Raw genomic sequence first — 26,716 nt, 5'->3', positions numbered from 1 at the left:
TCACGAGTGCGTTACGCTTATGCCATTACCGGCGCCCTGCTGCTCGGCGGCACCGCCATCGCCGTTACCTCCAGCCCGAATGTCGGCGCCCAGGTCGCGCAGAATGAAGGCATGCAGGCAGCAGCTCCCGCCGGCGCCCCGGCCAGCCTGGCCGACATGGTCGAAAAGCTGCAACCGGCCGTGGTCAACATTTCCACCAAGCAGCGCGTGCAGGTGCAGAATCCCTTTGCCGGCACGCCGTTCGGCGACCTGTTCGGCGCTCCGGGCGGAAGGCCGCAGACGCGCCAGGCGCAATCGTTGGGGTCGGGCTTCATCATTTCGGCCGACGGCTATATCGTCACCAACAACCATGTGGTGTCCGCCGGCGCCGAAGGAGCCAGCGTCGATTCCATCACCGTCACCCTGACCAACAGCGAGGAATATCCAGCCCGGCTGGTCGGCCGCGATCCCGCGACCGACATCGCCGTGCTGAAGATCGAGCCGAAAAAGGCGCTGCCCTTCGTCAAGTTCGGCGACAGCACCAAGGCGCGCGTGGGCGACTGGGTGATCGCCATCGGCAACCCCTTCGCCCTGTCGGGCACGGTGACGGCGGGCATCATCTCCGCCGTGCATCGCGGCACCGGCGGCACCTATGACAAGTTCATCCAGACCGACGCCTCGATCAACCAGGGCAATAGCGGCGGTCCGATGTTCGACATGCGCGGCAATGTGATCGGCATCAACAGCCAGATCCTTTCGCCCTCGGGCGGCAATGTCGGCATCGGCTTCGCCATCCCGTCGGAACAGGCGGCGCCCATCGTCGACACGCTGCGCAAGGGGCAGGCGGTCAAGCGCGGCTATCTGGGCATCCAGATCAGTCCGCTGGGCGAGGATCTGGCCGATTCGCTCGGCCTCGCCAAGAATCGCGGCGAATTCGTGCAGGGCGTGGAGCCGGGCAAGGGCGCGGACAAGGCAGGGATCAAGGCGGGCGACGTGATCGTCAGCGTCGCCGGCCAGGAAGTGACGCCGGACCAGAATCTCTCGTCCATCGTCGCTTCCCAGCCCATCGGCTCGCGCGTACCCATCGTGCTGCTGCGCAACGGGCAGCGGCAGACGGTGACGGCAGTGGTGGGCGAGCGTCCGTCGGAAGACGAACTCAACGCCTTCGCCCAGAGCCAGGATGAGGATTTCAGCCAGCAGCAGGAGAACCCCTCCAATAATGGCCAAGCCAGCCAGCAATCGCTGGGCATTTCGGCCATTCCGCTGACCTCGACCATCATCCGCCAACTCGGCATCGCCGCCGATACGCGGGGTATCGTGATCACCGCCGTCGACGGATCGACCGATGCGGGCGCCAAGGGCCTGCGCCGCGGCGATGTCATCATCACCGCGAACAACCGGCCCGTCGCGACCCAGGCGGACCTCGACGCGCAGGTGAAGGCGGTGTCGGCGCAGGGCCGCAGCGCGATCCTGCTTCAGGTGCTGCGGCGCGGCCAGCCCGCCGTGTTCCTGCCGGTGCGGCTGCGCGACAAATAAGGGCGCGCGACGCGCGACAGGCAAAGAATTGAGAACCAGCCGATCGTTACGGGTCGCGCTTGCCGGAAGCCCCGCCTCCCCTTTACAAAGGGGCGGCAGACTCCGGTGGGCGCGGCCCGTCACCTTTTGGGAGAATGACGCGAGATGAGCGACGGCATTTTCATCGGCCTTGGCGCGCCGGACAAGGATGGCGGCATCCCGCAGACGCTGAACCTGCGCCGGGCCAATCGCCATGGCCTGATCGCCGGCGCGACCGGCACGGGCAAGACCGTGACGCTGCAGGGCATCGCCGAGAGCTTCTCGGCGCTGGGCGTCCCCGTCTTCCTCGCCGACGTGAAGGGCGACCTGTCGGGCATTTCCATGGCCGGTTCCCCCACCGCGAAAAATGCCGACAAGCTGGTCGCCCGCGCCCAGGAGATCGGCCTCGACAATTACAGCTATGCCGACAATCCCGCCATCTTCTGGGACTTGTACGGGCAGCAGGGCCATCCCGTCCGCACGACCGTCAGCGAGATGGGGCCGCTGCTCCTCTCCCGCCTGATGGGTCTCAACGAAACGCAGGAGGGGGTGCTCTCCATCGCCTTCAAATATGCCGACGAGCAGGGCCTGCTGCTGCTGGACCTGGGCGATCTGCAGGCGATGCTGGCCTATTGCGCGGAAAATGCCGACAGCCTGTCTGCCCAATATGGCAATGTGACCAAGGCCAGCGTCGGCGCGATCCAGCGGCAGCTGCTCCAGTTGGAAAGCCAGGGCGGCGACCATTTCTTCGGCGAACCCGCGCTCGACATCCACGACATGCTGAAGGTGGATGAGAAGGGGCGCGGCTATGTCAACGTGCTGGCCGCCGACAAGCTGATGCAAAGCCCGAAGCTCTACGCCACCTTCCTGCTCTGGCTGCTGTCCGAACTGTTCGAGACGCTTCCCGAAGTGGGCGATCCGGACAAGCCCGTCCTCGTCTTCTTCTTCGACGAGGCGCATCTGCTGTTCGACGACGCGCCCAAGGCGCTGACCGACAAGATCGAGCAGGTGGTGCGCCTGATCCGATCCAAGGGCGTGGGCGTCTATTTCGTGACGCAGAACCCCATCGACATTCCAGAGGATGTGGCGGGCCAGCTAGGCAACCGGGTCCAGCACGCGCTGCGCGCCTTCACCCCCCGCGACCAGAAGGCGATCAAGGCGGCGGCGGAAACATTCCGGATCAACCCGGATCTGAACGTCGAGACCGCCATCACCGAACTGAAGGTGGGCGAGGCCCTGGTATCGTTGTTGCAGGAGGACGGCTCGCCCGGCATCGTGCAGCGGACGCTGATCGCCCCGCCCCGCTCGCGCCTTGGCCCGCTGGACGCGAAGGAACGGGCGATCATCCAGTCGATTTCGCCCTGCGCGGGCAAATATGACGCGACCGTCGACCGCGAGTCCGCCGAGGAGATATTGGCGGCGCGGGGTCAGGCCGCCGCAGCCGCCGCGCAGGCCGCCAAGGCGCAGGCCGAGGCCGACAAGGCCGCCGCAGCCCAGGCCAAGGTGGAGGCGAAGCAGCGCGAAGCCCAGCTCAAGGAACAGGCGCGGCAGGAAGCCGCCGCCGCCCGTGAAGCCGCCAAGCCGTCGGGTTTCGACAAGGCGATCCAGTCCGCCACCCGATCCGCCGCGTCGTCGGTCGGGCGTCAGGTCGCCAATGAACTGGGCCGCGCCGTGTTCGGCGGGTCCAGCCGCAGGTCGGGCGGAATCGCGGGCCAACTGGTGCGCGGCATATTGGGCAGCCTGTTCAAATAAGCGGAGGGGAGAACGCCATGCGAAAGACGATCATCTGCATCATGGGCCTGGCGTCGGCGGGCCTGACGCTCCCCGTCCATGGGCAGGCCCTCCATGCGCAGAATCGGCGCGACCTGCACCGCGCCGTGGACGCCGCCATCGCCAGCGACATCGCCCGCGACCGTCAGGCCGAACGCGACGCGAAACGCCAGCCCTATGTCTCCCCCGGCTACGGCACGATCCGCACCGCCGCGGCGGCGCGCAACGCCTGCGCGGCGAAAGCGCGGGAAGAGGCCGGTCCGGGCGCGAAGATATTGGGCCGCGTCGCCGCCAGCACCATGTCCACCGGCTGGGAAGTGGAAGGCGAAGTCTCCGGCGGCCGGGGGTCCGTGCCCTTCGTCTGCTCGGTGCGCAACGGGTCGGTCAGCGGGATCATGCTGCACGCGCCGGATTGAGGAGGTTGGGGGGGAAGCCGTCATTCCTCCTTCCGTCTCCCCGGACTTGATCCGGGGTCTCGCTGCCTTGGACGAGGCAGTGTAGAGGGAAAAGCGAGACCCCGGATCAAGTCCGGGGTGACGGAAACTGATGACCGTAACGGGCCAATAACGACCACCCCCCCCCACATCACCAATCCTCCGCCCCACCCTAAAAGCCAAACCTTCCCCGGCCCAAATATTGCTGCGCCTTTTCTCTACTCGCTCGGTTGCGAAACCCGCTGCGCAGGCGCTAAAGGAGGGGGGCCATGCACAGCCCCTCCATTCCCCGCCACCCTCTGCGCTTCGGCAATTTCCGCGCCTATCTGCTGGGCCGGCTGACGGCGGTGCTGGCGCAATATGGCATGATGATCGTGCTGGCGTGGCAGGCCTATAATGTCGCCCGCGAAACCATGAGCACCGGCGCCGCCGCCGCCCAGCTTGGGCTGATCGGCCTGGCGCAGTTCCTGCCGCTCTTCTTCCTGACGCCCGTGACCGGATGGGTGGCGGACCATTTCGACCGCCGCATGATCACCCGCTTCACCCTGCTGCTGTTGGTGCTGGCGTCGGGCACGCTGGCCTTCGCCACCTATGAGGGCTGGGTCAGCCTGCCGCTGATCTTCGGCATCGCCGCCATCGTCGGCGTCGCCCGCGCCTTCAACGGACCGGCCTACAGCGCGCTCGCCCCCAATCTGGTGCCCCGCGAAGTGCTGCCCAACGCCATCGCCATTTCCAGCGTCGTCTGGCAGGCGGGCATGATCGCCGGGCCGGCGCTGGGCGGCTATGCCTATGCGGCGCAGCCCTGGGGCGCCTATGCGCTGGCGTCGGGCCTGTTCGCCGTCGCCCTGCTCTGCATGCTGCTGATCGGCCCGGTGCCCCAGCCGCCCCGCGACACCAGCCGCCATCCCGTGCGCCAGATGATCGACGGCCTGACCTATGTCCGCACCAACCGGCTGGTGCTGGCCACCATCACGCTGGACCTGTTCGCGGTGCTGCTGGCGGGCGCGACCGCGCTGCTGCCCGTCTATGCCCGCGACATATTGCATGTGGGGTCGGCAGGCCTGGGCCATCTCGCCGCATCGCCCGGCTTCGGCGCGGGCGCCACGGCCCTCTTCTTTTCCTTCCGGCCGATGAGGACGGAGGTGGGCCTGAAAATGCTGGGCGCCGTCATCCTGTTCGGCATCGCCACCATCGTCTTCGGCTCCACCGCCTTCCTGCCCCGCGCCATTGCGTCCGAAGTCGGCATTGCGGCGCTGGTCCTGCTGGGATCGGCCGACATGGTGTCGGTCTATGTCCGGCAGTCGCTGATCCAGCTTCACACGCCGGACGAGATGCGCGGCCGCGTGTCCAGCCTGTCGCAGCTCACCATTTCCGCCTCCAACGAACTGGGGGAGGCGGAATCCGGCTTCCTCGCCGCGCTGGTCGGCCCGGTCGCGGCGGTGATCGGCGGCGGGATCGGCGCCATCGCGATAACCCTGATCTGGGCGAAGCTCTTTCCAGAACTCCGTCTTGCCCGTACCTTCGACCCACCCGAAACAAGGGCGGCCGAGCCCACGCAGGAGCCAAAATCCATTCAGGAGATAGTGCAATGAAGGCATCCAGCATCTTGGAAACCATCGGCAACACGCCGCATATCCGCGTAAACCGGCTGTTCGGGGACGCGCCAAAAGGCACGGAAGTGTGGATCAAGTCCGAACGGTCCAACCCCGGCGGGTCGATCAAGGACCGAATCGCCCTGTCGATGATCGAGGCGGCAGAGGCGTCGGGCGACCTGAAGCCCGGCGGCACCATCATAGAGCCGACATCCGGCAATACCGGCGTCGGCCTGGCCATGGTGGCGGCGGTCAAGGGATACAGGCTGATCCTGGTCATGCCCGAAAGCATGAGCCTGGAGCGCCGCCGGCTGATGCTGGCCTATGGCGCCAGTTTCGACCTGACGCCGCGGGAAAAGGGCATGAAGGGCGCGATCGAGCGCGCGCTGGAACTGGTCGAGCAGACGCCCAACAGCTGGATGCCCCAGCAGTTCGAGAACCCCGCCAATATCGACGTCCATGTCCGCACCACGGCGCAGGAGATCGCCACCGACTTCGCCGACGCGCCGCTCGACGCGCTGATCACCGGCGTCGGCACCGGCGGCCACATCACCGGCGTGGCGCAGGTGCTGAAATCGCTCTGGCCCCATCTCAAGGTCTATGCGGTCGAACCGACCCTGTCCCATGTCATCAGCGGCGGCCAGCCCGGCCCGCACCCGATCCAGGGCATCGGCGCGGGCTTCATCCCGGCGAACCTGCACACCCAGTTGCTGGACGGCGTGATCCAGGTCGATCCAGCCGACGCCAAGGAGTTTGCCCGCCGCGCCGCGCGGGAGGAAGGCGTGCTGGTGGGCATATCCTCCGGCGCGACGCTGGCCGCCATTGCCCAGAAGCTGCCGGAACTGCCAGCGGGCAGCCGCGTTCTGGGCTTCAACTATGACACCGGCGAACGCTATCTGTCGGTGCCCGATTTCCTGCCCGAATAAGGCCGGACGCAGGCTAGAGCCGGAACGGGCATGAGCGACGCACATCTCGGCATCCAGCCGCATCGTTCGATGTGGCTGCTCTGGCTCCTGCTGTTCGTCGGCCTGCCCGCCCTGGTCGCCGCGTGGGAGGCGCGGGTGCCACCGGGCAAGGCGCGCCTGGAGGCGGTCGCCGCCGCCCGGTTCAGGCGTCCCGCGACGCCCCCGCCTGCGGTTGCCCCGGTGGAGGTCTATGCCCTGGAGCGCGACCAGGCGCGGGCGCTGAACGCCGCCATTCCCTTCTCCCGCCTGCCCAATCCGGCGGCGCGGCCATTCATCTTCTCAGGATCGCCCGTCGACCTTGCCCGCGCCACGGACTGCCTGGCCGCCGCGCAGCTTTACGAGGCGGGCGACGATGCCGTGGGCGAGCGGGCCGTCGCGCAGGTGGTGCTGAACCGCGTGCGGCATCCCGCCTTTCCCAAGACGGTCTGCGGCGTCGTCTTCCAGGGGCAGGAACGCGCTACGGGGTGCCAGTTCACCTTCACCTGCGACGGCGCGCTCGCCCGCGCACCGACTCAGGCGGCCTGGGAAAGGGCGCGGGACATCGCCCGGTCGGCGCTGGCGGGCAAGGTCTACAGGCCGGTCGGCTACGCCACCCATTATCATACCGACTGGGTGGTTCCCTATTGGAGCGGCAGCCTGGACAAGATCGCGTCGGTCGGCACTCATCTCTTCTTCCGCTGGCGGGGCTGGTGGGGCACGCCCCCCGCCTTCCGCCGCGCTGGCGAGAGCGGCGAGCCGCTGGTGCAGCGCATCGCGCGCTTGTCTGCCGCGCATCAGGGCGATCCGGCCGCGCCTGCCGGCCCGTCGCCGCTCATCCTGGCCGGCGGCACGGTGACCGATCTCGCCGCCAGGCCGCAACAGATGATCGGGGCCGATTCGCTGGGCCGGACGATGGCGGGCGTGCGGCTGATCGCCATCGCGCCGGGGGCCAGGAGCTTCCTGGTCGAACTGGGGCGCACCGCCTCGCCCGACAATTGGCCCGCCATGGCCCAGACCTTTTGCGCCGGGCGACCGGAATGCCGGATCATGGCCTGGCGGACAGGGACTGCGCCGGGCGGCCTGCCCTTGTCGGGCGACCAGATGGAAAGCATGGCCTTCGCCTATATCCACAACAGCGCCACGGGATTGCAGCGATCGCTCTGGAACTGCTTTCAGACGCCGCGGGCCAACAAGGATGAATGCATGCTCCAGCGCAATCCCAGGACGTCGGCCTCCACGCCGCCCGCCACCGCCCCGGAACTGGCGGGCGTGCGCCGGAAGGAACGCTTCGAAGTGGTGAAGATCGCGCCGCCCTCACCGGCGGTCACGGCGCCCGCCCAACCGTGAAGGCGCGCCGCGTCACGCCCTTTATTCCATGTCCTCGAACCCGCTCAGGCGCGGCAGCGCGCCGATGCGGGCGACCAGTTCGGACTGGCGGCTGCAATCCAGCTTCACATAGATATTCTTGATCTGCGTCCGCACCGTGTTGAGTGCGACGCCGCGTTCCTGCGACAATTCCTCCAGCCCCCGTCCCTGGCAAAGCGCCTCGGCCACCTCCGCCTCCGCCCTGGTGAGGCCGTATAGGGCGCGGATGCGGCTGGAAAGGCTCAGGTCGCGGTCGGCCGGATCGGTGACGATCGCGACGATCTGCCGTTCCGTGCCGACGCGCACTGCGGCGATCGACAGCACATAGGGCAGGCCCCGTTCGCGATGGACGAAGATCGCGCTTGCCTGCCCGCCCTGGCGCGCGGCCGCGGCGCGGAAGGCCGCCTGCAACGCTTCGTCGTCGCGGGGGTCGAGCGCCTTCAACTGCCGCTGGCGCAGGCCGAGCGCATCGCCCCGGCGCAGCAGCGCGTCCGCCAGGCGGTTGCAGTCGATCAGCGCGCCGTTGGGACGCAGGGTGAAGACGGCGTGGCCCACCATGTCGAGCGTCGCGTGCAGCGAACGGCCATGATGACGGGCGCGGTCCAGCTTGCTGCGGATCGCGAACATGCGGCCGATATGACCGATATTGTCCTGCATCGCCCGCACCTCGCCCTCGCTGAAGGGCTTTTGCGCTCGGCCCCGGTGCAGGCCGATATGGCCGGTCGTCCCGTCCTTCTGGATCACGCCGCCCAGGCAATGGAAAGTGTCGTCGCCCATGCCCCTGATCCACTCATTATAGATCCGGCTGTCCTCATAGGCCCGGATGGGCACAAGAGCCTCCACATTCCAGACGCGGTTGATCGCCTCCGCCCGGTCAAGCGCGACGCCCCAGATGTCGTCGCCCTGAAACTCCTCGTCGTAAAGCGCCATTTGCGCGTCGGAGAAATAGCCGGAATAGGAAATTTCCGCGACATGCTGGGGCGTGCGGCCCCAATGCAGGACGCCCGATCGCGCGCCGACCGCATCGGCCAGCGTCGCAGCCAGCCGATCGAACGCCTCATCGTCGGTCGCCGCGTCGTAGATTTCCTCCGTCCGGATCACAGCCTTGTCCATTCTCCCCGATTTCCCGAAACGGGATATACGCAAGCGCACCTCGCCGCATTGCACAAATCGGACATTCCCCATTCAAATCACTGGAAAAACCGATAAGGCTGCTGCCGTGCCGCGCCCCTTGCACCCCTCTCCCCGCCCTTCGGCAGACGGCGGCTGGCCTCCGGTCCTTGCCCTGGCGGCGATCACCCTGCTGGTCCAGGGCGGCACGCTGATGTCGCTGGGCGTGCTCCTTCCCGGCATGGCGGCCGATTTCGGACAGGCAGGCGGCGGCATCACCATATTCCTGCTGGCGATGAGCCTGGCCAGCCTGACGGTCGGCTGGGCCTTGGGCAAGGCGGGGGTCCGCCCGGTGCTGCTGATCGGCATTCTGCTGAGCGCGGCGGGCTTCGCCCTTGCCGCCATGGCGCAGCAGCGGCCCGTCCTGATGGCGGGCATGGCGTTGTCGGGCCTTGGCGTCGGCGCATCGACCATCGTGCCCGGCATCGCTGTCATCACCCGGCATCATGTCGCGCGGCGCGGACTGGCGCTCGCCATCTTCCTGGGCGCCGCCGTCGCCGCAGGGGCGGTGGTGCCGCCCCTTGTCGGCGCGGCCATGACCTGCTGGACATGGCGCGCGGCCATGCTGCTCTGCGCCGCGGCGATCATGCTGGCCTGCCCTCCGCTGGTCCTGATCGTACCCGGCGGGCGGGCGGATGTCGCGCCGGAACCGGCGGCGGGTCGGGACGCGCCATGGAGGGCGTTGGGCAGCGGGAATTTCCGTCGGATCCTGTTGGCCATGACCCTGTTGCAGCTTGCCATCAACGGCGTGCTGTTCGCGGCGGTGGACTGCCTGATGGCGCAGGGCCTGGGCCAGTCCGGCGCGGTCCTGGCCTATAGCAGCGCCAACCTGGTCGGCCTGCCCGCGCTGCTGGCGGGCGGCATGCTGGCCGACCGCATCGGCGCGCGGCGCAGCCTGATCGCCACGGCGCTGCTGCTGGCGGCGGGGACGATGGCATTGCTGGGGACCGGCATGATGGGCATGGCCGGGGTCTGGCTGTTCGTCCTGCTCTGGGGCGTCGCCAGCGCGCTGCCGGGCCAGTCCGGATCGATGCTGCTGGCCGACATCGTGAAGGAGGAGGCGTTCGCGCGCCTGCTGGGCCTCAACACCGCGGTGGTCAGCCTGCTGGGCGCGTTGGCGCCGCTCTGGACCGACCAGATGCGCGCTGCGGGCGGCGGCTATGGCCTGCCCATATCGGTCTATGCGGCGCTGGCGCTGGCCGCGGCGCCGCTCATCGCGTCGGTGCGTCCGTCAAAGGCCGATGCTGGCTGAGAGGCCGACGGTGCGCGGCCGCTGCGTCATTTCGCGCAGGGGCGATCCGGTCGCCGGCACCAGTTCCGCATTGCGATAGAGCACCGTCCTGCTGTCCAGCAGATTGTCGGTGAAGGCGGACAGGCGCCATCCGTCCCGGCCGATGCCCAGGCGCAGGAACAGCAGGTCGCTTCCTTCGCCCGCATAGACGCGTGGATCATAGGCGGTGGACCGGGTCGAGGGCGCGCGGCGGAAACGTCCGGCATGCCGCCATTCGGTCCGGACGAACCCCTCCAGCCGTCCCGGCAGCGTGAAGCCATATTCCGCCGCCATCGTCCCCGACCAGCGCGGCACATAGGGAATGCGGTCCCCCGCAGCGACGATGCCCGCGCCCGGAGGTCCGACATCGCGGCGGAAGCGCGCATCGACGAAACCCAGCGAAAAATCCAGCGCCAGCCGCCGCGACGGCTCGCTCCGCAACGCCAGCTCGACGCCCCGGTTGCGCGCCGCGCCCAGATTGTCGACATAGGAAAAGCCGCAATTGGGCAGGGTGACGGACTGCTGTATGCGTCGCCAGTCGATGCGGAAGGCGGCCAGCGACAGGCGAAGCCGCCGATCGGGCAATCCCGCCTTCACCCCCGCCTCGTAACTCCAGAGCGAATCGGAGCCATAGCTGTCCGGCGCGGCGGCACGGCCCAATGCGGAGAGATCGGCCGCGCAACCGTTCGCCGGCACCGCTCCATTGGTTCCCCCGCCGCGAAAACCCTTGCCCGCGCTCAGATAGACCAGGCTGTCGCCCCCCGGACGCCAGGACAGGGCGGCATGGGGGATGAGGGGCGTGTCGCTCTGGCGCCGGGGGCCGACCGCATTGCTGCCGCCGGCGAAAGGCCCCTCCGACATCAGGCGGAAGCGCAAGGGATTATGCGACAACCGCAGGCCCCCCGTCACTTCCCAGCGGGGCGCGAAGGCCCAGCTCACCTGTCCGAAGGCCGCCAGGCTGCGCTCGCGGATCTGCTGGCGGCTGTGATAGCTCTGCCCGCCCGGCAGCAGCGGCAGGCCGAAAATCTCCTCGACCGACAGGCCCAGTTGCGATTGCGCCAGATCGGCGATCCCCGGTTCCACCACCCCCTGTTCCATGGCGATCCGCGAACGGCTGTAGAAAGCGCCGACGAGCCAGCGGACGGACGCCTGCGGATCGGCCGACGCGACGCGCAGTTCCTGCGTGAAAACCGCCTGGTCGACCGTCGTGCGGCTGTAGCTGCCGCCTGGGGTGCGGATGCCGGGGACCATGCCGCCCAGCACGATCTCCCCGAAAAAGCCGGAATAGTCCACGATCTGGCGGTTGCGGCGATCCAGCCATGCGGTGACGCCGGTAAGCGTGGCGCCGCCCAGGTCCAGCCGCGCGGTGAGGCTGGGCAGAAGCAAGCGGTCGCGGCCCGGCTGGCGCAGGCTGGCGGACTGGCGGAAGGGGCCGAGGCTGCTTTCGTAAAAGGGCAGGTCGCCCCGCGCCGTCCTTTGGTAGAAAAGCGACGGCGTCAGCTCCAGACGATCGCCCAGGGCCGCCTTCACGGCGAAACGCAGGCCCAGCGTCGCGTCATGATCGATATTCCGGGCCAGCAAAGCGCCGGAGGCGGGATCAAACCGATCGACGACGCCCGCGTCGCGGCGATGATAGGCGCTGATGCGCGCGCCGATCCGGCCGGGCACTATCGCGCCGCCCAGCGCCGCCTGCACTTCGCGGCCAAGCCCCCCGCCCCTGACGGACGAAAGCTCCCCGCCGGCCCATGCATCCAGGCCTTCCAACTGGGGCTGCCGGGACAGCGCGCGGATCGTTCCGCCCATGGAATCGGCGCCGAACAGCGTGCCCTGCGGGCCGCGCAGCACCTCCACGCGATCAAGGTCGAAACGGCGCAGGTCGGGATTGCCCGCCACCTCCAGCGACCGGATCTGGACAGGGACGTCATCGACATAGAGGCCGACCGTGGACGCGCCGATGGGGGAGAAGACGCCGCGCATGATCGGCTGCTGCGCGCCGAAGGCGCCGACCGTCGGCATGGCGAGATTGGGCACGACCCCCGCCAGGTCCGCCAGCCGCGCGACGCCGCGCCGTTCCAGGTCGGTCGCATCGAGGCGGACGAGGCTGATCGGAACCCCGTCCTGCGCTTCGGCCACGCGGCGGGCCGTGACGAAGACGATCCGCCCCTGCGCGCCCTCGCCCTCATCCGCCTGCGCATGGGCAGGCGCCATGGCCAGCGCCGATACGCAGCACAGGCGGGCCCATTGCTTCACGGCAGGCGCGACGATGGCGGAAAGGGTTGAATGACGGCGGGAATCACCCCATCTCTCTACAGCAACGACCCTTGGCGGCAACCAGCCAGAATCAAGCCGCCTGCCCCCTTCACAAAGGGGGACATGGGGCCTATATGCACCTTTCAAATCCGGTTCCGGCCTTGCCTTCGGGCAAGGGAGGAACCGTCCCCCGGATCGCCCGGGGACCGGCTTCGTTTAGCGCACGGAACCGGCGGGATTGGGCGAAAACGGCGGGTCACAGGACGCTGACAGTGCGGATCGGACAGTCCCGGCCCGCACTTTTTTGCGTGGCGATGATGGGGCGAATCACCCCTGAAATCGCCACGCCAGGCTGAATTTTCGCTGCGATGCGAAAAAATGCGACGAACAACCAGGCAGGATACGCAATGGCGACCAAGGCTCTCCCGACGATCAGCAATACCGGCGCGAAGAAGCGCATCAGAAAGGTATTCGGCGACATCCACGAAGTGGTGCAGATGCCGAACCTGATCGAGGTCCAGCGGGAGAGCTATGAGCAGTTCCTCCGTTCCGATCCGTCGATCGGCTATGTCTCCGGCCTGGAAAAGACCCTGCGCTCGGTCTTCCCGATCCGCGACTTCGCCGGCACCGCCGAGATGGACTTCGTCCATTACGAGCTGGAAGACCCAAAATATGACGTCGAGGAATGCCGTCAGCGCGGCATCACCTATGCGGCGCCGATGCGCGTCACGCTGCGCCTGATCGTGTTCGAGGTGGATGCAGACACCGAAACCCGCTCCGTTTTGGACATCAAGGAGCAGGACGTTTACATGGGCGACATGCCGCTCATGACGCAGAACGGCACCTTCATCGTCAACGGCACGGAGCGCGTCATCGTGTCGCAGATGCACCGCTCGCCGGGCGTGCTGTTCGACCATGACCGGGGCAAGACCCACTCTTCGGGCAAATATCTGTTCGCCGCCCGCGTGATCCCCTATCGCGGTAGCTGGCTGGACTTCGAATTCGACGCCAAGGACATCGTCAACGTCCGCATCGACCGCAAGCGCAAACTGCCGGTCACGGCGCTGCTCTATGCCCTGGGCCTGACGCCGGAGGACATGCTCGGCTATTTCTACAACAAGGTGACCTTCCTGCGCGGCGAAGGCGGCTGGCAGATCCCCTACACCGCCGAAGCCTGGCGCGGCCAGAAGCCCGCCTTCGACATCGTCGACGCCAAGTCGGGCGAGGTGGTATTCGCCGCCGGTCACAAGATTTCGCCCCGCGCCGCCAACAAGGCGGAGAAGGACGGGCTGGAAACCCTGCTGATCCCGACCGAGGAAGTCTATGGCCGCTACAGCGCCTATGACCTGATCAACGAGGCGACCGGCGAAATCTATATCGAGGCGGGCGACGAAGTGTCGCCGGAAAATCTCGAAAAGCTGGACAAGGCGGGCATCGACCGGCTGGAACTGCTGGACATCGACCATGTCACCACGGGGCCGTGGATCCGCAATACGCTCAAGGCCGACAAGGCCGAGGAGCGCGACCAGGCGCTGGCCGACATCTATCGCGTGATGCGCCCTGGCGAACCGCCGACGAAGGAAACCGCCGAAGCTCTCTTCGCGGGCCTGTTCTTCGATCCGGAGCGCTATGACCTGTCGGCGGTGGGTCGCGTGAAGCTCAACATGCGCCTCGACCTCGACGCCGAGGATACCGTCACCACCCTGCGGACCGAGGACATTCTTGCGGTCGTCAAGGAACTGGTGAACCTGAAGGACGGCAAGGGCGAGATCGACGATATCGACAATCTCGGCAACCGCCGCGTCCGTTCGGTCGGCGAATTGCTGGAGAACCAGTATCGCGTCGGGCTTCTCCGCATGGAGCGCGCCGTCAAGGAGCGCATGTCGAGCGTCGACGTGTCGACGGTGATGCCGAACGACCTGATCAACGCCAAGCCCGCCGTGGCCGCGGTGCGCGAATTCTTCGGCTCCAGCCAGCTTTCGCAGTTCATGGACCAGACCAACCCGCTGTCGGAAGTCACCCACAAGCGCCGCGTGTCGGCGCTTGGGCCGGGCGGCCTGACCCGCGAGCGCGCAGGCTTCGAAGTCCGCGACGTCCATCCGACCCATTATGGCCGCATCTGCCCGATTGAAACGCCGGAAGGCCCGAATATCGGCCTGATCAACTCGCTCGCCACCTTCAGCCGCGTCAACAAATACGGCTTCATCGAGACGCCCTACCGCAAGGTGATCGACGGCAAGGTGACGAACGAGGTCGTCTATCTGTCCGCGATGGAAGAGGCCAAGCACACCATCGCGCAGGCCAACGCGGAACTGAACGCCGACGGCACGCTGGCGGAAGACCTGATCTCGGCGCGCGAGGCGGGCGAATTCCTGATGGCGCCCAAGGACCATATCACCCTGATGGACGTCAGCCCGAAGCAGCTCGTTTCGGTCGCGGCCTCGCTCATCCCCTTCCTGGAAAATGACGACGCCAACCGCGCCCTCATGGGATCGAACATGCAGCGTCAGGCGGTTCCGCTCGTCCGGGCCGAAGCGCCCTTCGTCGGCACCGGCATGGAGGGCACGGTCGCCCGCGACTCCGGCGCCGCCATCGCGGCGCGTCGTGCGGGCATCATCGATCAGGTCGACGCGACCCGCATCGTGATCCGCGCCACCGGCGACATCGAACCCGGCCAGTCGGGCGTCGACATCTACACGCTGCAGAAGTTCCAGCGTTCGAACCAGGACACCTGCATCAACCAGCGCCCGCTGGTGAAGGTGGGCGACCTGATCGAGGCGGGCGACGTCATCGCCGACGGTCCGTCGACCGAGTTCGGCGAACTGGCGCTGGGTCGCAACACGCTCGTCGCGTTCATGCCCTGGAACGGCTACAACTATGAGGACTCCATCCTGATCTCCGAACGGATCGTGAAGGATGACGTCTTCACCTCGATCCATATCGAGGAGTTCGAGGTCATGGCCCGCGACACCAAGCTGGGTCCGGAAGACATCACCCGCGACATCCCGAACGTCGGCGAGGAAGCGCTGCGCAACCTCGACGAGGCGGGCATCGTCTATATCGGCGCCGAAGTGGAGCCGGGCGACATATTGGTCGGCAAGATCACGCCCAAGGGCGAATCCCCGATGACCCCGGAGGAAAAGCTGCTCCGCGCCATCTTCGGCGAAAAGGCGAGCGACGTGCGCGACACCTCGCTGCGCCTGCCGCCGGGCGTCGCCGGAACGGTGGTGGAAGTGCGCGTCTTCAACCGCCACGGCATCGACAAGGACGAACGCGCCATGGCCATCGAGCGGGAGGAGATCGACCGCCTGGCCAAGGACCGGGAGGACGAACGCGCCATCCTCAACCGCGCCACCTTCAACCGCCTGCAGGAAATGCTGCTAGGTCAGGTCGCCGCCGCCGCGCCCAAGGGCATCAAGAAGGGCGTGGAGATCGACGAAGCGCTGCTGGCCGAGGTCGAGCGGCATGAATGGTGGAAGTTCGCGGTCGCGGACGACGCCCGCCAGGCCGGTATCGAAGCCGTCAAGGCGCAGTATGACGAAGCGGTGAAGCTGATCGTCGAGAAGTTCGAGGATCGCGTCGACAAGCTGCAGCGCGGCGACGAACTGCCGCCGGGCGTGCTGAAGATGGTCAAGGTCTTCGTCGCGGTGAAGCGCAAGCTGCAGCCGGGCGACAAGATGGCGGGCCGCCACGGCAACAAGGGCGTCATTTCCCGCATCCTGCCCATCGAGGACATGCCGTTCCTGGAGGACGGCACCCATGTCGACATCGTGCTCAATCCGCTGGGCGTGCCGTCGCGCATGAATGTCGGGCAGATTTTCGAGACGCATCTGGGCTGGGCCGCCCGTGGCCTCGGCCAGCAGCTCAAGCATGCGCTGGAGGAATGGCGCGAAGCCAATCCGAACGCTCAAGGGGGCGAGATGCCGGACGCGGTGAAGACCCGTCTGCTCGAAACCTATGGGCCGCAATATGCCGATCAGATCGAAGGCCGGACGCCGGAACAGATCGTCGACCTCGCCGAACATCTGTCGCGCGGCGTGCCGATGGCGACCCCGGTGTTCGACGGCGCCCGCGAAGCCGACGTGTCGGCGATGCTGGAGCTGGCGGGCCTGCACTCCTCAGGTCAGTCGGACCTGTATGACGGCCGCACGGGCGACAAGTTCGACCGCAAGGTGACCGTGGGCATCATCTACATGCTGAAGCTGCACCACCTGGTCGACGACAAGATCCATGCGCGTTCCATCGGCCCCTACAGCCTCGTCACTCAGCAGCCGCTGGGCGGTAAGGCGCAGTTCGGCGGCCAGCGCTTCGGCGAGATGGAGGTGTGGGCGCTCCAGGCCTATGGCGCCGCCTACACGCTGCAGGAAATGCTGACGGTGAAATCGGACGACGTGGTCGGCCGCACCAAGGTCTATGAGGCGATCGTCAAGGGCGACGACACGTTCGAGGCTGGCATTCCCGAAAGCTTCAACGTGCTGGTCAAGGAAATGCGCTCGCTGGGCCTCAACGTTGAACTCGCGTCGATGGACGAGATCGAGGACGACGACGGCTTCGCGCAGGCGGCCGAGTAAGCCGGACCATGGAATCACCGTTCGTCCTGAGTAGCCATTGAGCGAAATGGCGTATCGAAGGACTCTTCGATACGGGCCTTCGACAAGCTCAGTCCCTACTCAGGGCGAACGGACGGAATTTGAACCTGAAGCCTTTGGCTTAGGAGCATGAAAATGAACGAACTGACGAACTTCGCCAATCCGATCCAGAAGCCGGAAACCTTCGACCAGATCCAGATCGGCCTTGCCTCTCCGGAGCGCATCCGCAGCTGGTCCTTCGGCGAGATCAAGAAGCCGGAAACCATCAACTACCGCACCTTCAAGCCGGAGCGTGACGGCCTGTTCTGCGCCCGCATCTTCGGTCCGATCAAGGACTATGAATGCCTGTGCGGCAAGTACAAGCGCATGAAGTACAAGGGCATCGTCTGCGAAAAGTGCGGTGTCGAAGTCACTGTGTCGAAGGTCCGCCGCGAGCGGATGGGCCATATCGAACTGGCCGCGCCCGTCGCGCACATCTGGTTCCTGAAGTCGCTGCCCTCGCGCATCGGCCTGCTGCTCGACATGCAGTTGAAGCAGCTTGAGCGCGTCCTGTATTTCGAAAGCTACATCGTCACCGAGCCGGGCCTGACCCCGCTGGAGAAGTATCAGCTCCTCACCGAGGACGAACTGCTCGACGCGCAGGACGAATATGGCGAGGACGCCTTCTCCGCCGGGATCGGCGCGGAGGCGGTCAAGCAGATGCTGATGGACCTCGACCTGGAGGGCGAGAAGCAGGTGCTGCTCGACGAGCTGGCCGTCACCAAGTCGGAATTGAAGCCCAAGAAGATCATCAAGCGGCTCAAGGTCGTGGAAAGCTTCCTGGAATCGGGCAACCGCCCAGAATGGATGATCCTGGACGTGGTTCCTGTGATCCCGCCGGAACTGCGCCCGCTGGTGCCGCTGGACGGCGGCCGCTTCGCGACCTCGGACCTCAACGACCTCTACCGCCGCGTCATCAACCGCAACAACCGTTTGAAGCGGCTGATGGAACTGCGCGCCCCGGACATCATCGTCCGCAACGAAAAGCGCATGTTGCAGGAGGCGGTCGACGCCCTGTTCGACAATGGCCGCCGCGGCCGCGTCATCACCGGCGCGAACAAGCGTCCGCTGAAGTCGCTGTCCGACATGCTCAAGGGCAAGCAGGGCCGCTTCCGCCAGAACCTGCTCGGCAAGCGCGTCGACTATTCGGGCCGTTCGGTCATCGTGACCGGCCCGGAATTGAAGCTGCACCAGTGCGGCCTGCCGAAGAAGATGGCGCTCGAACTGTTCAAGCCCTTCATCTACGCCCGCCTCGACGCCAAGGGTCTTTCCATGACCCTGAAGCAGGCCAAGAAGTGGGTCGAGAAGGAGCGCAAGGAAGTCTGGGACATCCTGGACGAGGTGATCCGCGAGCATCCGGTGATGCTGAACCGCGCGCCGACGCTCCACCGCCTCGGCATTCAGGCGTTCGAACCCGTGCTGATCGAGGGCAAGGCGATCCAGCTTCACCCGCTGGTCTGCTCGGCCTTCAACGCCGACTTCGACGGCGACCAGATGGCCGTCCACGTCCCGCTTTCGCTGGAAGCGCAGCTTGAAGCCCGCGTGCTGATGATGTCGACCAACAACATCCTCAGCCCCGCAAACGGCAAGCCGATCATCGTTCCGTCGCAGGACATGGTGCTGGGCATCTATTATCTGTCGATGGAGCGCGAGGGCGAGCCGGGCGAAGGCATGCTGCTGGCCGACATGCAGGAGGTGCATCAGGCGCTCTATGCCAAGGCGGTGACGCTGCACTCCAAGATCATCAGCCGGGTGCCGCAGACCGACGAAGCCGGCAACCAGTATATGAAGCGGTTTGAAACCACGCCGGGCCGCATGCTGCTGGGCGAATGCCTGCCCAAGTCGCACAAGGTGCCCTTCGACGTCGTCAACCGCCTTCTGACCAAGAAGGAAATCGGCGACGTCATTGACCAGGTCTATCGCCACACCGGCCAGAAGGACACGGTGCTGTTCGCCGACGCCATCATGGCGCTGGGCTTCCGCCACGCCTTCCAGGCCGGTATTTCCTTCGGCAAGGACGACATGGTGATCCCGGATTCGAAGACCGCGATGGTCGATGAAACCAAGGCGCTGGTGGCCGATTATGAGCAGCAATATCAGGACGGCCTGATCACCCAGCAGGAAAAGTACAACAAGGTGATCGACGCCTGGAGCCGTTGCGGCGACCAGGTCGCGAACGCCATGATGGACGAAATCCGCGCCCAACCCAAGGATCCGCAGACCGGCCGCATGGCGCCGATCAACTCGATCTACATGATGGCGCATTCCGGCGCTCGCGGTTCGCAGGCGCAGATGAAGCAGCTTGCCGGCATGCGCGGCCTGATGGCCAAGCCTTCGGGCGAGATCATCGAGACGCCGATCATCTCGAACTTCAAGGAAGGCCTGACCGTCCTTGAATATTTCAACTCCACCCACGGTGCTCGAAAAGGGCTTGCCGACACCGCGCTCAAGACGGCGAACTCAGGTTACCTGACCCGCCGTCTGGTCGACGTCAGCCAGGATTGCACCGTCGTCGAAGAGGACTGCGGCACCGACAAGGCGCTGGAGATGAAGGCCATCGTCCAGGGCGGCAGCGTCATCGCCTCGCTGGGCGAGCGCATCCTGGGCCGCACCACGGCGCAGGACATCGTCGACAGCAAGGACGGTTCGGTCATCGTGCCGATCGGCACGCTGCTCGACGAAGCGCTCGTGGCGCAGATCGAGGCCATCGGCACGCAGTCGGTGAAGATCCGCTCGCCTCTCATCTGCGAGAGCAAGATGGGCGTCTGCGGCAAGTGCTACGGCCGCGACCTCGCTCGCGGCACGCCGGTCAATATCGGCGAAGCGGTCGGCGTCATTGCGGCGCAGTCCATCGGCGAGCCGGGCACGCAGCTCACCATGCGGACCTTCCACATCGGCGGCGCGGCGAACTTCAACGAAACGTCGAACCTGGAAGCCATGTCGGACGGCACGATCGAGCTGCGCGACATGCCGACCATCACCGACAAGAACGGTCGCCGCCTCAGCCTCGCCCGCAACGGCGAGATCGCGATCATCGACTCCGAGGGCCGCGAACGCGAAACGCACCGCCTGCCTTACGGCGCCACCATCCTGTTCGCGGATGGCGATGCCGTGAAGAAGGGCGAGCGCTTCGCCGAGTGGGATCCCTTCACCATGCCGGTGATCACGGAAAAGCCGGGCATCGTGAAATATCAGGATCTGATCGACGGCAAGACGCTGACCGAGCAGACCGACGAAGCCACCGGCATCGCCCAGCGCGTGGTGACGGAGCATCGCGGTTCCGCCCGCACCAAGGAGGATCTGCGTCCGCGCCTCACCCTGCTCGACGACCAGTCGGGCGAAGCCGCTCGCTACATGCTGGCGGTGGGCGCGACCCTGTCGGTGGACGACGGCGCGCAGGTGCAGGCCGGTGACGTGCTGGCGCGTGTCAGCCGCGAAGCGGCCAAGACCCGCGACATCACCGGCGGTCTGCCGCGCGTCGCCGAACTGTTCGAAGCCCGCAAGCCCAAGGACAATGCGATCATCGCCAAGGTGTCGGGCCGCGTCCAGTTCCTCAAGGATTACAAGGCGAAGCGTAAGATCGCCATCAATCCCGAGGACGGTAGCGAGCCGGTCGAATACCTCATCCCCAAGAGCAAGGTGATCGACGTCCAGGAAGGCGACTATGTGAAGCGCGGCGACAATCTGATCGGTGGTTCGCCCGACCCGCACGACATTCTGGAGGTGCTGGGCATCGAGCCGCTGGCCGAATATCTGGTTGCCGAAATCCAGGAAGTCTATCGCTTGCAGGGCGTGAAGATCAACGACAAGCACATCGAGACGATCGTTCGCCAGATGCTGCAGAAGGTCGAGATCACCGTGTCCGGCGACACCACCCTGCTGGTGGGCGAGCAGGTCGACCGCGAGGAGATGGAGGAGATCAACGCGAAGCTCCAGCCCGGCTTCCAGCCGGCGGAGGGCAAGCCGGTGCTGCTGGGCATCACCAAGGCGTCGCTGCAGACCCGCAGCTTCATCTCGGCGGCGTCCTTCCAGGAAACCACCCGCGTCCTCACGGAAGCGGCGGTCCAGGGCAAGAAGGACACGCTGGTGGGCCTGAAGGAAAATGTCATCGTCGGCCGCCTGATCCCGGCGGGCACGGGCGCAGGCATGAACCGCATGCGGGTCGCCGCCTCGTCGCGCGACGCGGCGATGCGGGCCGCGCTGCGCGCCTCCAGCCAGGTTGATCTGATCGCGCCCAAGACGGCTGCCGAGGAGCATGCCGCCGAACTCCGCCAGGGTCCGGAAGCCGCCATCGGCGACGATCCGCTGGCCGTCGTCCAGGGTGAGGATTTCACCACCGAGGACATGGAATAAGCGCTTTGAAATAAAGGGATCCGCTTCCTATCTCAGGAAGCGGCTCCCAGCCCTTCGTACCCCAAAAGGGATCGATGGAGAACCCGCCGGAAGCGACAGCTTGTCCGGCGGGTTTTCTTTCGGGGCGGCGGTCGGCAGGGTAAGATTGTCGGGAAAGCCTGTCTCAAACCCCCTTGACCAATCCGGAATCGCCGCCTATTTGCGCCTCTCCGGTGAGCCTGTGGCCCATCCTGATGCCCGATCCTCTAATGGTAAGAGAGCGGACTCTGACTCCGTCAATCAAGGTTCGAATCCTTGTCGGGCATCCAGACTTTCTTCGAAAATATTGAGAGCGGCAAAACCTGTCGGGCATTGACCGCCAAGGATGCCAGCCCGGTCAGCGCTTTGTCGCGAAACGGCATTCCTTGGCCAGGCGGCGCCCCAAGTCCCAGGCGGGCTTGTAGACGGCCATGCCCTTGCGAAGCTGCTCGCACGACATGTTGAGCCCCCCGGCATAGACGATGGCGACCGTGCGGCCATAGGCGTCGCGCGCCACGGGAACGATGGTGATGGGGTCGCGCAAGGCGCGCTTCAGGCTTTCCCTGCTCTGGCGGGAACTATCCCGCGTGCAGGCCTTCCTCTTGGGGCAGCGGCCGGCAATGTCAGGCGCCTCGATGCCCAGCAGCCGGATCGGCTCGCCATTCACGCGCAGCATGCTGCCGTCGACCACGGTCAGGGCGGAAGCAAGGAACATCGCGGCGATCATGCCCTGCACCCCGTGCCGGGAAGCGCGACCCCCAAGCTGCCAATCATGTCCTCTCCCACCCTTGTCGCCCTGTGCAGCATATTGGCGCGATCATCCGCAGAGCCGTTGCGGGAGCCCGCGGGGAGATTGGCGCCAAATTCATGCCTCCGATGGTTCCGGAAGGCCGGCGTCGGCATCGGAACTGGCCTTCGCTGAACCCCCGCTGCCGGCCAGCCCCGTTTCCGACCGGAAGCCTGTCCCTGTTGCGTATCTTTACGCATCCACAATCGATGCTCCACCCTATTTCGACATGGGGAGCAAATATGTATCGCTTTGATACAGAATATTAAAATATCCGTTCAGCCGATATATGGCTTCCGACATATTCAGCGTGCACGCTGGGGCGCTTGTCGCAGGAGACAGGCTGGTTCAGGTCGCGACCATGTCCGGCATTGACGGGCACCCGGCTGAAAACGCCCGTCGATCTGGGCGCCATGACGCCGGCGCCGCGACGGGAGCCGTGGACAGGCGGGAACCGACAGGTCGAGCATAGGGAAAGGCGTCAACGCCTATCTGTTCGCTGAATTTCGGCATGGGGATTGCCCGCAAGACGCATGACCGTGTCCGGATGGCGAAGGCGCAGCCCTAACGCCGCTCCGCCGCCCATTCCGCTAACAGGCGGCGGAAGCTGGAGGAGCGAATGGGCGGATGCGCGCCGGTGGCCCGCGCCGCATCGTGCCGGCAAGCCGCTCCTCCACACTCCGCGTCGCGCCATGTCGTCCGTGGGGGGAAGGACGGCGTTCAGCGCGACGCAATCAGGACGGGCCGGTCGCCGCCGGCCTGCGCCATCATCCGGGCGCGGTGGTCGGTGCGCAACCGCCCCAGCATGTCGTCGCGTTCCCTGGCATCGCTGGCGACGATGATCCATGCCTCGAAGCGGGAAGTAGCGGCGATCTGCGGCGGCAGGGGCGTCAACCGCCCCATGGTGCTCACCGCGCGCAGCGATATGCGGTCGACGGCGCGCGAGGATGAAGGTCGGGCCAGCGCGACGGCCTGGGGCCGCCCATCCTCGCCCAGACGGAATTCGACGCGGGTATAGCCGGTCGCATCGCGGTCGAAATTCTGGTCGGCGGCGCGGCGAATGCTGCCGGCCAGCCGGCTCGCGGTCCGTCCCTGCCATTTTTCGATGGTCATTTCCTTGTCCGCAGACGCAATGACGGTCAGTTGTTCGCCGGGCTGTCTGGCGCTCACCCCTGTCGACAGCAGCAGGGATGAGCAAAGCACCAAATATCTGGCACGCATAAGGGCCTCCTCCGCCGGGATAATGATTGAGTGGATCGCGGCTGCGGCGGTATCTGACCGGCCGAAAGCGGCGCGAAGTTATATATTATAAAATTGGCTTTCCTGGTAATGAATATAAACCAACAATCTCATCGGCATGCATGATATTTCACGATCGGCCCGTTTCCCGGGTGCGGCCGCATGGCTGCAAGGATGAGGTCAGGATATGCGCCAACCCGTTGTCGTTGATCAGTTTTGATGGGCCGGACCGCGCCTCGCCGCGACGACTCGGTCCTTTCCGGGGCATGCCGGCACGTCCCGCCGCTCGACGATATTCATCCAGCCCGCCATCACCCGGTCCAGGCTGAACGCATCGATCCTGTCGCCCGGCAGGACGGCGCGCGCCGGATCGATCTGGCCCAGCAGCGCATCCGCCATGGCTGCGGCATCGGCGGGATCGACCAGCCGGCCGAAGCGCCCGCCATCCAGCAGATCGGCCGCATTGCCTGCCGTGCGGGAGGCAACCACCGGAACGCCCACGGCCATCGCCTCCAGCAGCACGTTGGGCGATCCTTCCCACCAGCTCGGCAGGATGAAGGCGTCGGCATGCGCCAGCCAGGGGAAGATATTGGCCACCACGCCGGGCAGCGCCAGATCGTCCGCCACGCCCAGCCTTCGGGCCAGCGCCATGAGCCTGTCGCGCATGCGGTCCCGGCTTTCGCCCAGGATGATGAGCCGCGCCCGCCGACTCTGCCGCAGGGTGGCGAAGGCGCGCAGCAGCGTCTCGAAATTCTTTTGCCTGGCCAGCCGCCCGATGGCGAGGATGACCGGAACACCCTCCGTCATCCAGCCATGGGGCGCCGGGCCTTCCGCCCTTGCCCGCGCCGCGGCGGCGTCTATGCCGTTGGGGATGACCGCCACCCGCCCCTCGCGCGCCGCCGCCGCAAAGGCCGGGGCTGCGGCCAGGGTCGGCGACACCAGCACGATCCGGTCTGCATCCGCGGCGATCAGGTGGGTCATGATCCGCCGTTCCCACCCTGCCGACCCGCCATGCGGGGCGCCCGGAATGGCGCGCACCATGTCGTTGCTGATGCGATAGACCCGGCGCGGGCCGCCAAGGCCCCTGCTGGCCGCCCAGGCGACGAAATGGCCATGATTGCCGGCGGAGATCAGCAGGCTGGGCCTGCGCCGCCGCAAATGGCGGCTCAGCGCGCGGATCGCGATCAGCTTTTCGATCAGGCTCGACGCATGGCTCCGCTGGAGCAGCGGGAAGTGCCGCACCCCCGGCACGCCCTCGCCGCCGGGCGCCGCCGTGACCAGTTCCACACGATGGCCGCGCTCCGCCAAAGCCGCCGCCAGCAGCCGCGCATTGCGCACCACGCCAGTCGCCGTCAGGGCGTGAACGTAAATGACGATCATCGCCGCGCCTCCCTTCCGGCGGCGTGGGCCGCACGCCGGCGTTATTCGGGCAAATGGTCGAGAGGATCGCGGCATAATGCGCCCGCGCGTCCCGTCCCGACGCCTCGCCCGCTGACGATATGCACAATGTCTGTGCCGGGGTTCCGGTTCCTCCCGGTCAGTGCCGGCCCCCGCGCCGTCGGGCGGTGACGGCGTCCCGATGCCGAAGTCGCGGGAGGATGGCGCGACCCTGCTATGCTCCGGCGATGCTCAGCCCCACCGCCTCGGCCACCTTGATACCGTCGATGGCGGCGGAAAGTATCCCGCCCGCATAGCCCGCCCCTTCCCCGGCGGGATAGAGCCCCGCGACGTTCAGGCTCTGAAAATCCTTCCCCCGCGTGATCCGGATCGGGGAGGAGGTGCGCGTCTCCACCCCCGTCATCACCGCGTCGGGATGATCGTAATTGGCGATCTGCCGCCCGAACACCGGGATCGCCTCATGAAAGGCCTCCACCACGAATTCGGGCAGGCATCGCGACAGGTCGGTCATGGTGACGCCCGGCTTGTAGGAGGGAATGACCTCTCCCAAGGCCGTCGACGCCCGCCCGGCCAGGAAATCCCCGACCCGCTGCCCCGGCGCATGATAGGTTTCGCCCCCCGCGACGAAGGCCATGCTTTCCCAATGGCGCTGCAACTCTATCCCCGCCAGCGGCCCGCCGGGATAGTCGCGCTCCGGATCGATGCCGACCACCAGCCCGGAATTGGCGTTGAACTCCGCACGCGAATATTGGCTCATGCCGTTGGTGACGACGCGCCCCTCCTCCGAAGTCGCCGCCACCACCCGCCCGCCGGGACACATGCAGAAACTATAGACGGTGCGCCCATTGCCGCAATGATGCGCCAGGCTGTAGGCGGCCGCGCCCAGCACCGGATGCCCGGCGCAATTGCCGTAGCGCGCCCGGTCGATCCAGCTTTGCGGATGCTCGATCCGCACGCCGATGGAAAAGGGCTTCGCCTCGATATGCACGCCCCGCTGATGCAGCATTTCGAAGGTCGGCCGGGCGCTGTGCCCCACCGCCAGCACGACATGATCGGTCTCGATGAAGCCCCCGTCCGCCAGATGCACCCCGCGCAGCTTCCGCGTGCCGTCGCCCTGCCGCTCCAGTTCCAGATCGTCGACCCGGTGCAGCCAGCGATATTCGCCGCCCAACCCCTCTATCTGCCGCCGCATCGCCTCCACCATGGAAACGAGGCGGAAGGTGCCGATATGCGGATGCGCCTCGGTCAAAATATCGTCCGGCGCGCCTGCCGCGACAAATTCCTCCAGCACCTTGCGGCCCAGGAAGCGCGGATCCTTCACCCGGCAATAGAGCTTGCCGTCGGAAAAAGTCCCCGCCCCGCCCTCGCCGAACTGGACATTGCTGTCGGGATTCAGCTCGGCCCGGCGCCACAGGCCCCATGTATCCTTGGTCCGCTCCCGCACCACCTTGCCCCGGTCCAGGATGATCGGGCGGAAGCCCATCTGCGCGAGGATGAGGCCCGCGAACAGCCCGCACGGCCCCGCGCCGATGACGACGGGCCGCCTGCCCGACCAGCCCGCGGGCGCCTTCGCCACGAAGCGATAGTCGGTGTCCGGACGCGGCCGCACGTCATGGTCCCCTGCGAAGCGCTCCAGCACCTCCGCCTCGTCCGTCACCTCTATATCGACGCTATAGACAAGCTGGATCGCATTCTTCCGCCGCGCATCATTGCCCCGCCGCACCACGACATGGCTCAGCAATTGCTGCGGTTCCAGGCCCAGCCGCTCGCAAATGGCGGCTGGCATCGCCTCGGCAGGATGGTCGAGGGGCAGCTTCAATCCGGAAAGGCGCAACATGCCGATGCCCCTAAACCTAAAGCCGAGTCGGCTCCAGCCCCGTCGAAACGAAGAAGTCGAAAGCTTGCCATCTCTTGAATATCGATCGGTGCTAAGCCCCTCCCCTTCAGGGGAGGGGTTGGGGTGGG

16 protein-coding genes and 1 tRNA gene are annotated in these 26,716 nt (G+C 66.4%); 10 read left to right on the top strand and 7 right to left on the bottom strand.

Annotated features, from left to right (window positions below):
* Positions 1 to 6 precede the first annotated feature (6 nt).
* The 6 genes from L286_RS39075 (at position 7) to L286_RS39050 (ending at position 7,620) form a co-directional block, all read left to right on the top strand.
* Positions 7 to 1,515 (top strand): Do family serine endopeptidase, encoded by a 1,509-nt coding sequence (locus L286_RS39075; protein ID WP_020819090.1) that lies wholly within the window; start codon positions 7 to 9, stop codon positions 1,513 to 1,515.
* A gap of 144 nt (positions 1,516 to 1,659) precedes the next feature.
* A complete protein-coding gene (locus L286_RS39070; RefSeq protein ID WP_020819091.1) occupies positions 1,660 to 3,285 on the top strand; it encodes a helicase HerA-like domain-containing protein in 1,626 nt (541 codons plus the stop codon).
* 17 nt (positions 3,286 to 3,302) lie between these two features.
* The gene (locus L286_RS39065) at positions 3,303 to 3,719 is read left to right on the top strand and encodes a hypothetical protein (RefSeq protein WP_020819092.1); all 417 of its coding nucleotides are present in this window, start codon (positions 3,303 to 3,305) and stop codon (positions 3,717 to 3,719) included.
* 287 nt (positions 3,720 to 4,006) lie between these two features.
* Positions 4,007 to 5,329, top strand: a complete 1,323-nt coding sequence (locus L286_RS39060; RefSeq protein WP_020819093.1) for an MFS transporter — start codon at positions 4,007 to 4,009, stop codon at positions 5,327 to 5,329.
* Positions 5,326 to 6,255 carry a cysteine synthase A gene (gene cysK / locus L286_RS39055; RefSeq protein WP_007687070.1) on the top strand — a complete coding sequence of 310 codons (930 nt, stop codon included), beginning with the start codon at positions 5,326 to 5,328 and terminating at the stop codon, positions 6,253 to 6,255. The genes L286_RS39060 and cysK overlap by 4 nt, the downstream gene beginning before the upstream one ends.
* Positions 6,256 to 6,285: 30 nt before the next feature.
* The gene (locus L286_RS39050; protein ID WP_020819094.1) at positions 6,286 to 7,620 is read left to right on the top strand and encodes a cell wall hydrolase; all 1,335 of its coding nucleotides are present in this window, start codon (positions 6,286 to 6,288) and stop codon (positions 7,618 to 7,620) included.
* Positions 7,621 to 7,641: 21 nt separating this feature from the next.
* Here L286_RS39050 and L286_RS39045 read toward each other — a convergent pair whose 3' ends face one another.
* Positions 7,642 to 8,751 (bottom strand): helix-turn-helix transcriptional regulator, encoded by a 1,110-nt coding sequence (locus L286_RS39045; protein WP_020819095.1) that lies wholly within the window; start codon positions 8,749 to 8,751, stop codon positions 7,642 to 7,644.
* A 106-nt stretch (positions 8,752 to 8,857) separates the two neighbouring features.
* Between L286_RS39045 and L286_RS39040 the strand changes: the two genes are divergently transcribed.
* Positions 8,858 to 10,060, top strand: a complete 1,203-nt coding sequence (locus tag L286_RS39040; RefSeq protein WP_021223657.1) for an MFS transporter — start codon at positions 8,858 to 8,860, stop codon at positions 10,058 to 10,060.
* Here L286_RS39040 and L286_RS39035 read toward each other — a convergent pair.
* Together L286_RS39035 and L286_RS49015 are read right to left on the bottom strand one after the other, a co-directional pair.
* The gene (locus L286_RS39035; RefSeq protein ID WP_021223656.1) at positions 10,040 to 12,328 is read right to left on the bottom strand and encodes a TonB-dependent receptor; all 2,289 of its coding nucleotides are present in this window, start codon (positions 12,326 to 12,328) and stop codon (positions 10,040 to 10,042) included. The two genes, L286_RS39040 and L286_RS39035, sit on opposite strands and share 21 nt — an antisense overlap.
* Before the next feature lie 256 nt (positions 12,329 to 12,584).
* Positions 12,585 to 12,746: a hypothetical protein gene (locus L286_RS49015; protein WP_157838160.1), complete on the bottom strand. Its 162-nt coding sequence runs from the start codon at positions 12,744 to 12,746 to the stop codon at positions 12,585 to 12,587.
* On the opposite strand from L286_RS49015, the gene rpoB reads away from it, so the two are divergent.
* The 3 genes from rpoB to L286_RS39020 all read left to right on the top strand — a co-directional run bounded on the left by rpoB (position 12,736) and on the right by L286_RS39020 (position 21,617).
* Positions 12,736 to 16,899 (top strand): DNA-directed RNA polymerase subunit beta, encoded by a 4,164-nt coding sequence (rpoB, locus tag L286_RS39030; RefSeq protein WP_020819098.1) that lies wholly within the window; start codon positions 12,736 to 12,738, stop codon positions 16,897 to 16,899. The genes L286_RS49015 and rpoB overlap by 11 nt on opposite strands.
* 153 nt (positions 16,900 to 17,052) lie before the next feature.
* A complete protein-coding gene (rpoC, locus tag L286_RS39025) occupies positions 17,053 to 21,309 on the top strand; it encodes a DNA-directed RNA polymerase subunit beta' (RefSeq protein WP_020819099.1) in 4,257 nt (1,418 codons plus the stop codon).
* A 234-nt stretch (positions 21,310 to 21,543) separates the two neighbouring features.
* Positions 21,544 to 21,617 (top strand) — tRNA-Gln (locus L286_RS39020).
* A 68-nt stretch (positions 21,618 to 21,685) separates the two neighbouring features.
* Here L286_RS39020 and L286_RS39015 read toward each other — a convergent pair.
* From L286_RS39015 to L286_RS39000, 4 genes are all read right to left on the bottom strand, one after another.
* Positions 21,686 to 22,054, bottom strand: a complete 369-nt coding sequence (locus L286_RS39015; RefSeq protein WP_021223654.1) for a thermonuclease family protein — start codon at positions 22,052 to 22,054, stop codon at positions 21,686 to 21,688.
* Positions 22,055 to 22,834: 780 nt separating this feature from the next.
* The gene (locus L286_RS39010) at positions 22,835 to 23,335 is read right to left on the bottom strand and encodes a hypothetical protein (protein ID WP_007687058.1); all 501 of its coding nucleotides are present in this window, start codon (positions 23,333 to 23,335) and stop codon (positions 22,835 to 22,837) included.
* 228 nt (positions 23,336 to 23,563) lie between these two features.
* Positions 23,564 to 24,733: a glycosyltransferase gene (locus tag L286_RS39005; protein WP_020819101.1), complete on the bottom strand. Its 1,170-nt coding sequence runs from the start codon at positions 24,731 to 24,733 to the stop codon at positions 23,564 to 23,566.
* 232 nt (positions 24,734 to 24,965) lie between these two features.
* Positions 24,966 to 26,588, bottom strand: coding sequence for an NAD(P)/FAD-dependent oxidoreductase (locus L286_RS39000; protein WP_020819102.1), 1,623 nt, complete (start codon positions 26,586 to 26,588; stop codon positions 24,966 to 24,968).
* Between the last annotated feature and the right edge of the window lie 128 nt (positions 26,589 to 26,716).

It is taken from the genome of Sphingobium sp. HDIP04 (genome assembly GCF_000445085.1).
Lineage (GTDB): Bacteria > Pseudomonadota > Alphaproteobacteria > Sphingomonadales > Sphingomonadaceae > Sphingobium > Sphingobium indicum.
This window is presented reverse-complemented; position numbering and strand designations above follow the sequence as displayed.

Bases quoted from the DNA above. Each gene is read 5' to 3' on its own strand.
- L286_RS39060 (WP_020819093.1), top strand. From the start codon at position 4,007: ATGCACAGCCCCTCCATTCCCCGCCACCCTCTGCGCTTCGGCAATTTC.
- cysK (WP_007687070.1), top strand. From the start codon at position 5,326: ATGAAGGCATCCAGCATCTTGGAAACCATCGGCAACACGCCGCATATC.
- L286_RS39005 (WP_020819101.1), bottom strand. From the start codon at position 24,733: ATGATCGTCATTTACGTTCACGCCCTGACGGCGACTGGCGTGGTGCGC.
- L286_RS39010 (WP_007687058.1), bottom strand. From the start codon at position 23,335: ATGCGTGCCAGATATTTGGTGCTTTGCTCATCCCTGCTGCTGTCGACA.
- rpoC (WP_020819099.1), top strand. From the start codon at position 17,053: ATGAACGAACTGACGAACTTCGCCAATCCGATCCAGAAGCCGGAAACC.
- L286_RS39070 (WP_020819091.1), top strand. From the start codon at position 1,660: ATGAGCGACGGCATTTTCATCGGCCTTGGCGCGCCGGACAAGGATGGC.
- rpoB (WP_020819098.1), top strand. From the start codon at position 12,736: ATGGCGACCAAGGCTCTCCCGACGATCAGCAATACCGGCGCGAAGAAG.
- L286_RS39050 (WP_020819094.1), top strand. From the start codon at position 6,286: ATGAGCGACGCACATCTCGGCATCCAGCCGCATCGTTCGATGTGGCTG.
- L286_RS39045 (WP_020819095.1), bottom strand. From the start codon at position 8,751: ATGGACAAGGCTGTGATCCGGACGGAGGAAATCTACGACGCGGCGACC.
- L286_RS39015 (WP_021223654.1), bottom strand. From the start codon at position 22,054: ATGATCGCCGCGATGTTCCTTGCTTCCGCCCTGACCGTGGTCGACGGC.
- L286_RS39065 (WP_020819092.1), top strand. From the start codon at position 3,303: ATGCGAAAGACGATCATCTGCATCATGGGCCTGGCGTCGGCGGGCCTG.
- L286_RS39000 (WP_020819102.1), bottom strand. From the start codon at position 26,588: ATGTTGCGCCTTTCCGGATTGAAGCTGCCCCTCGACCATCCTGCCGAG.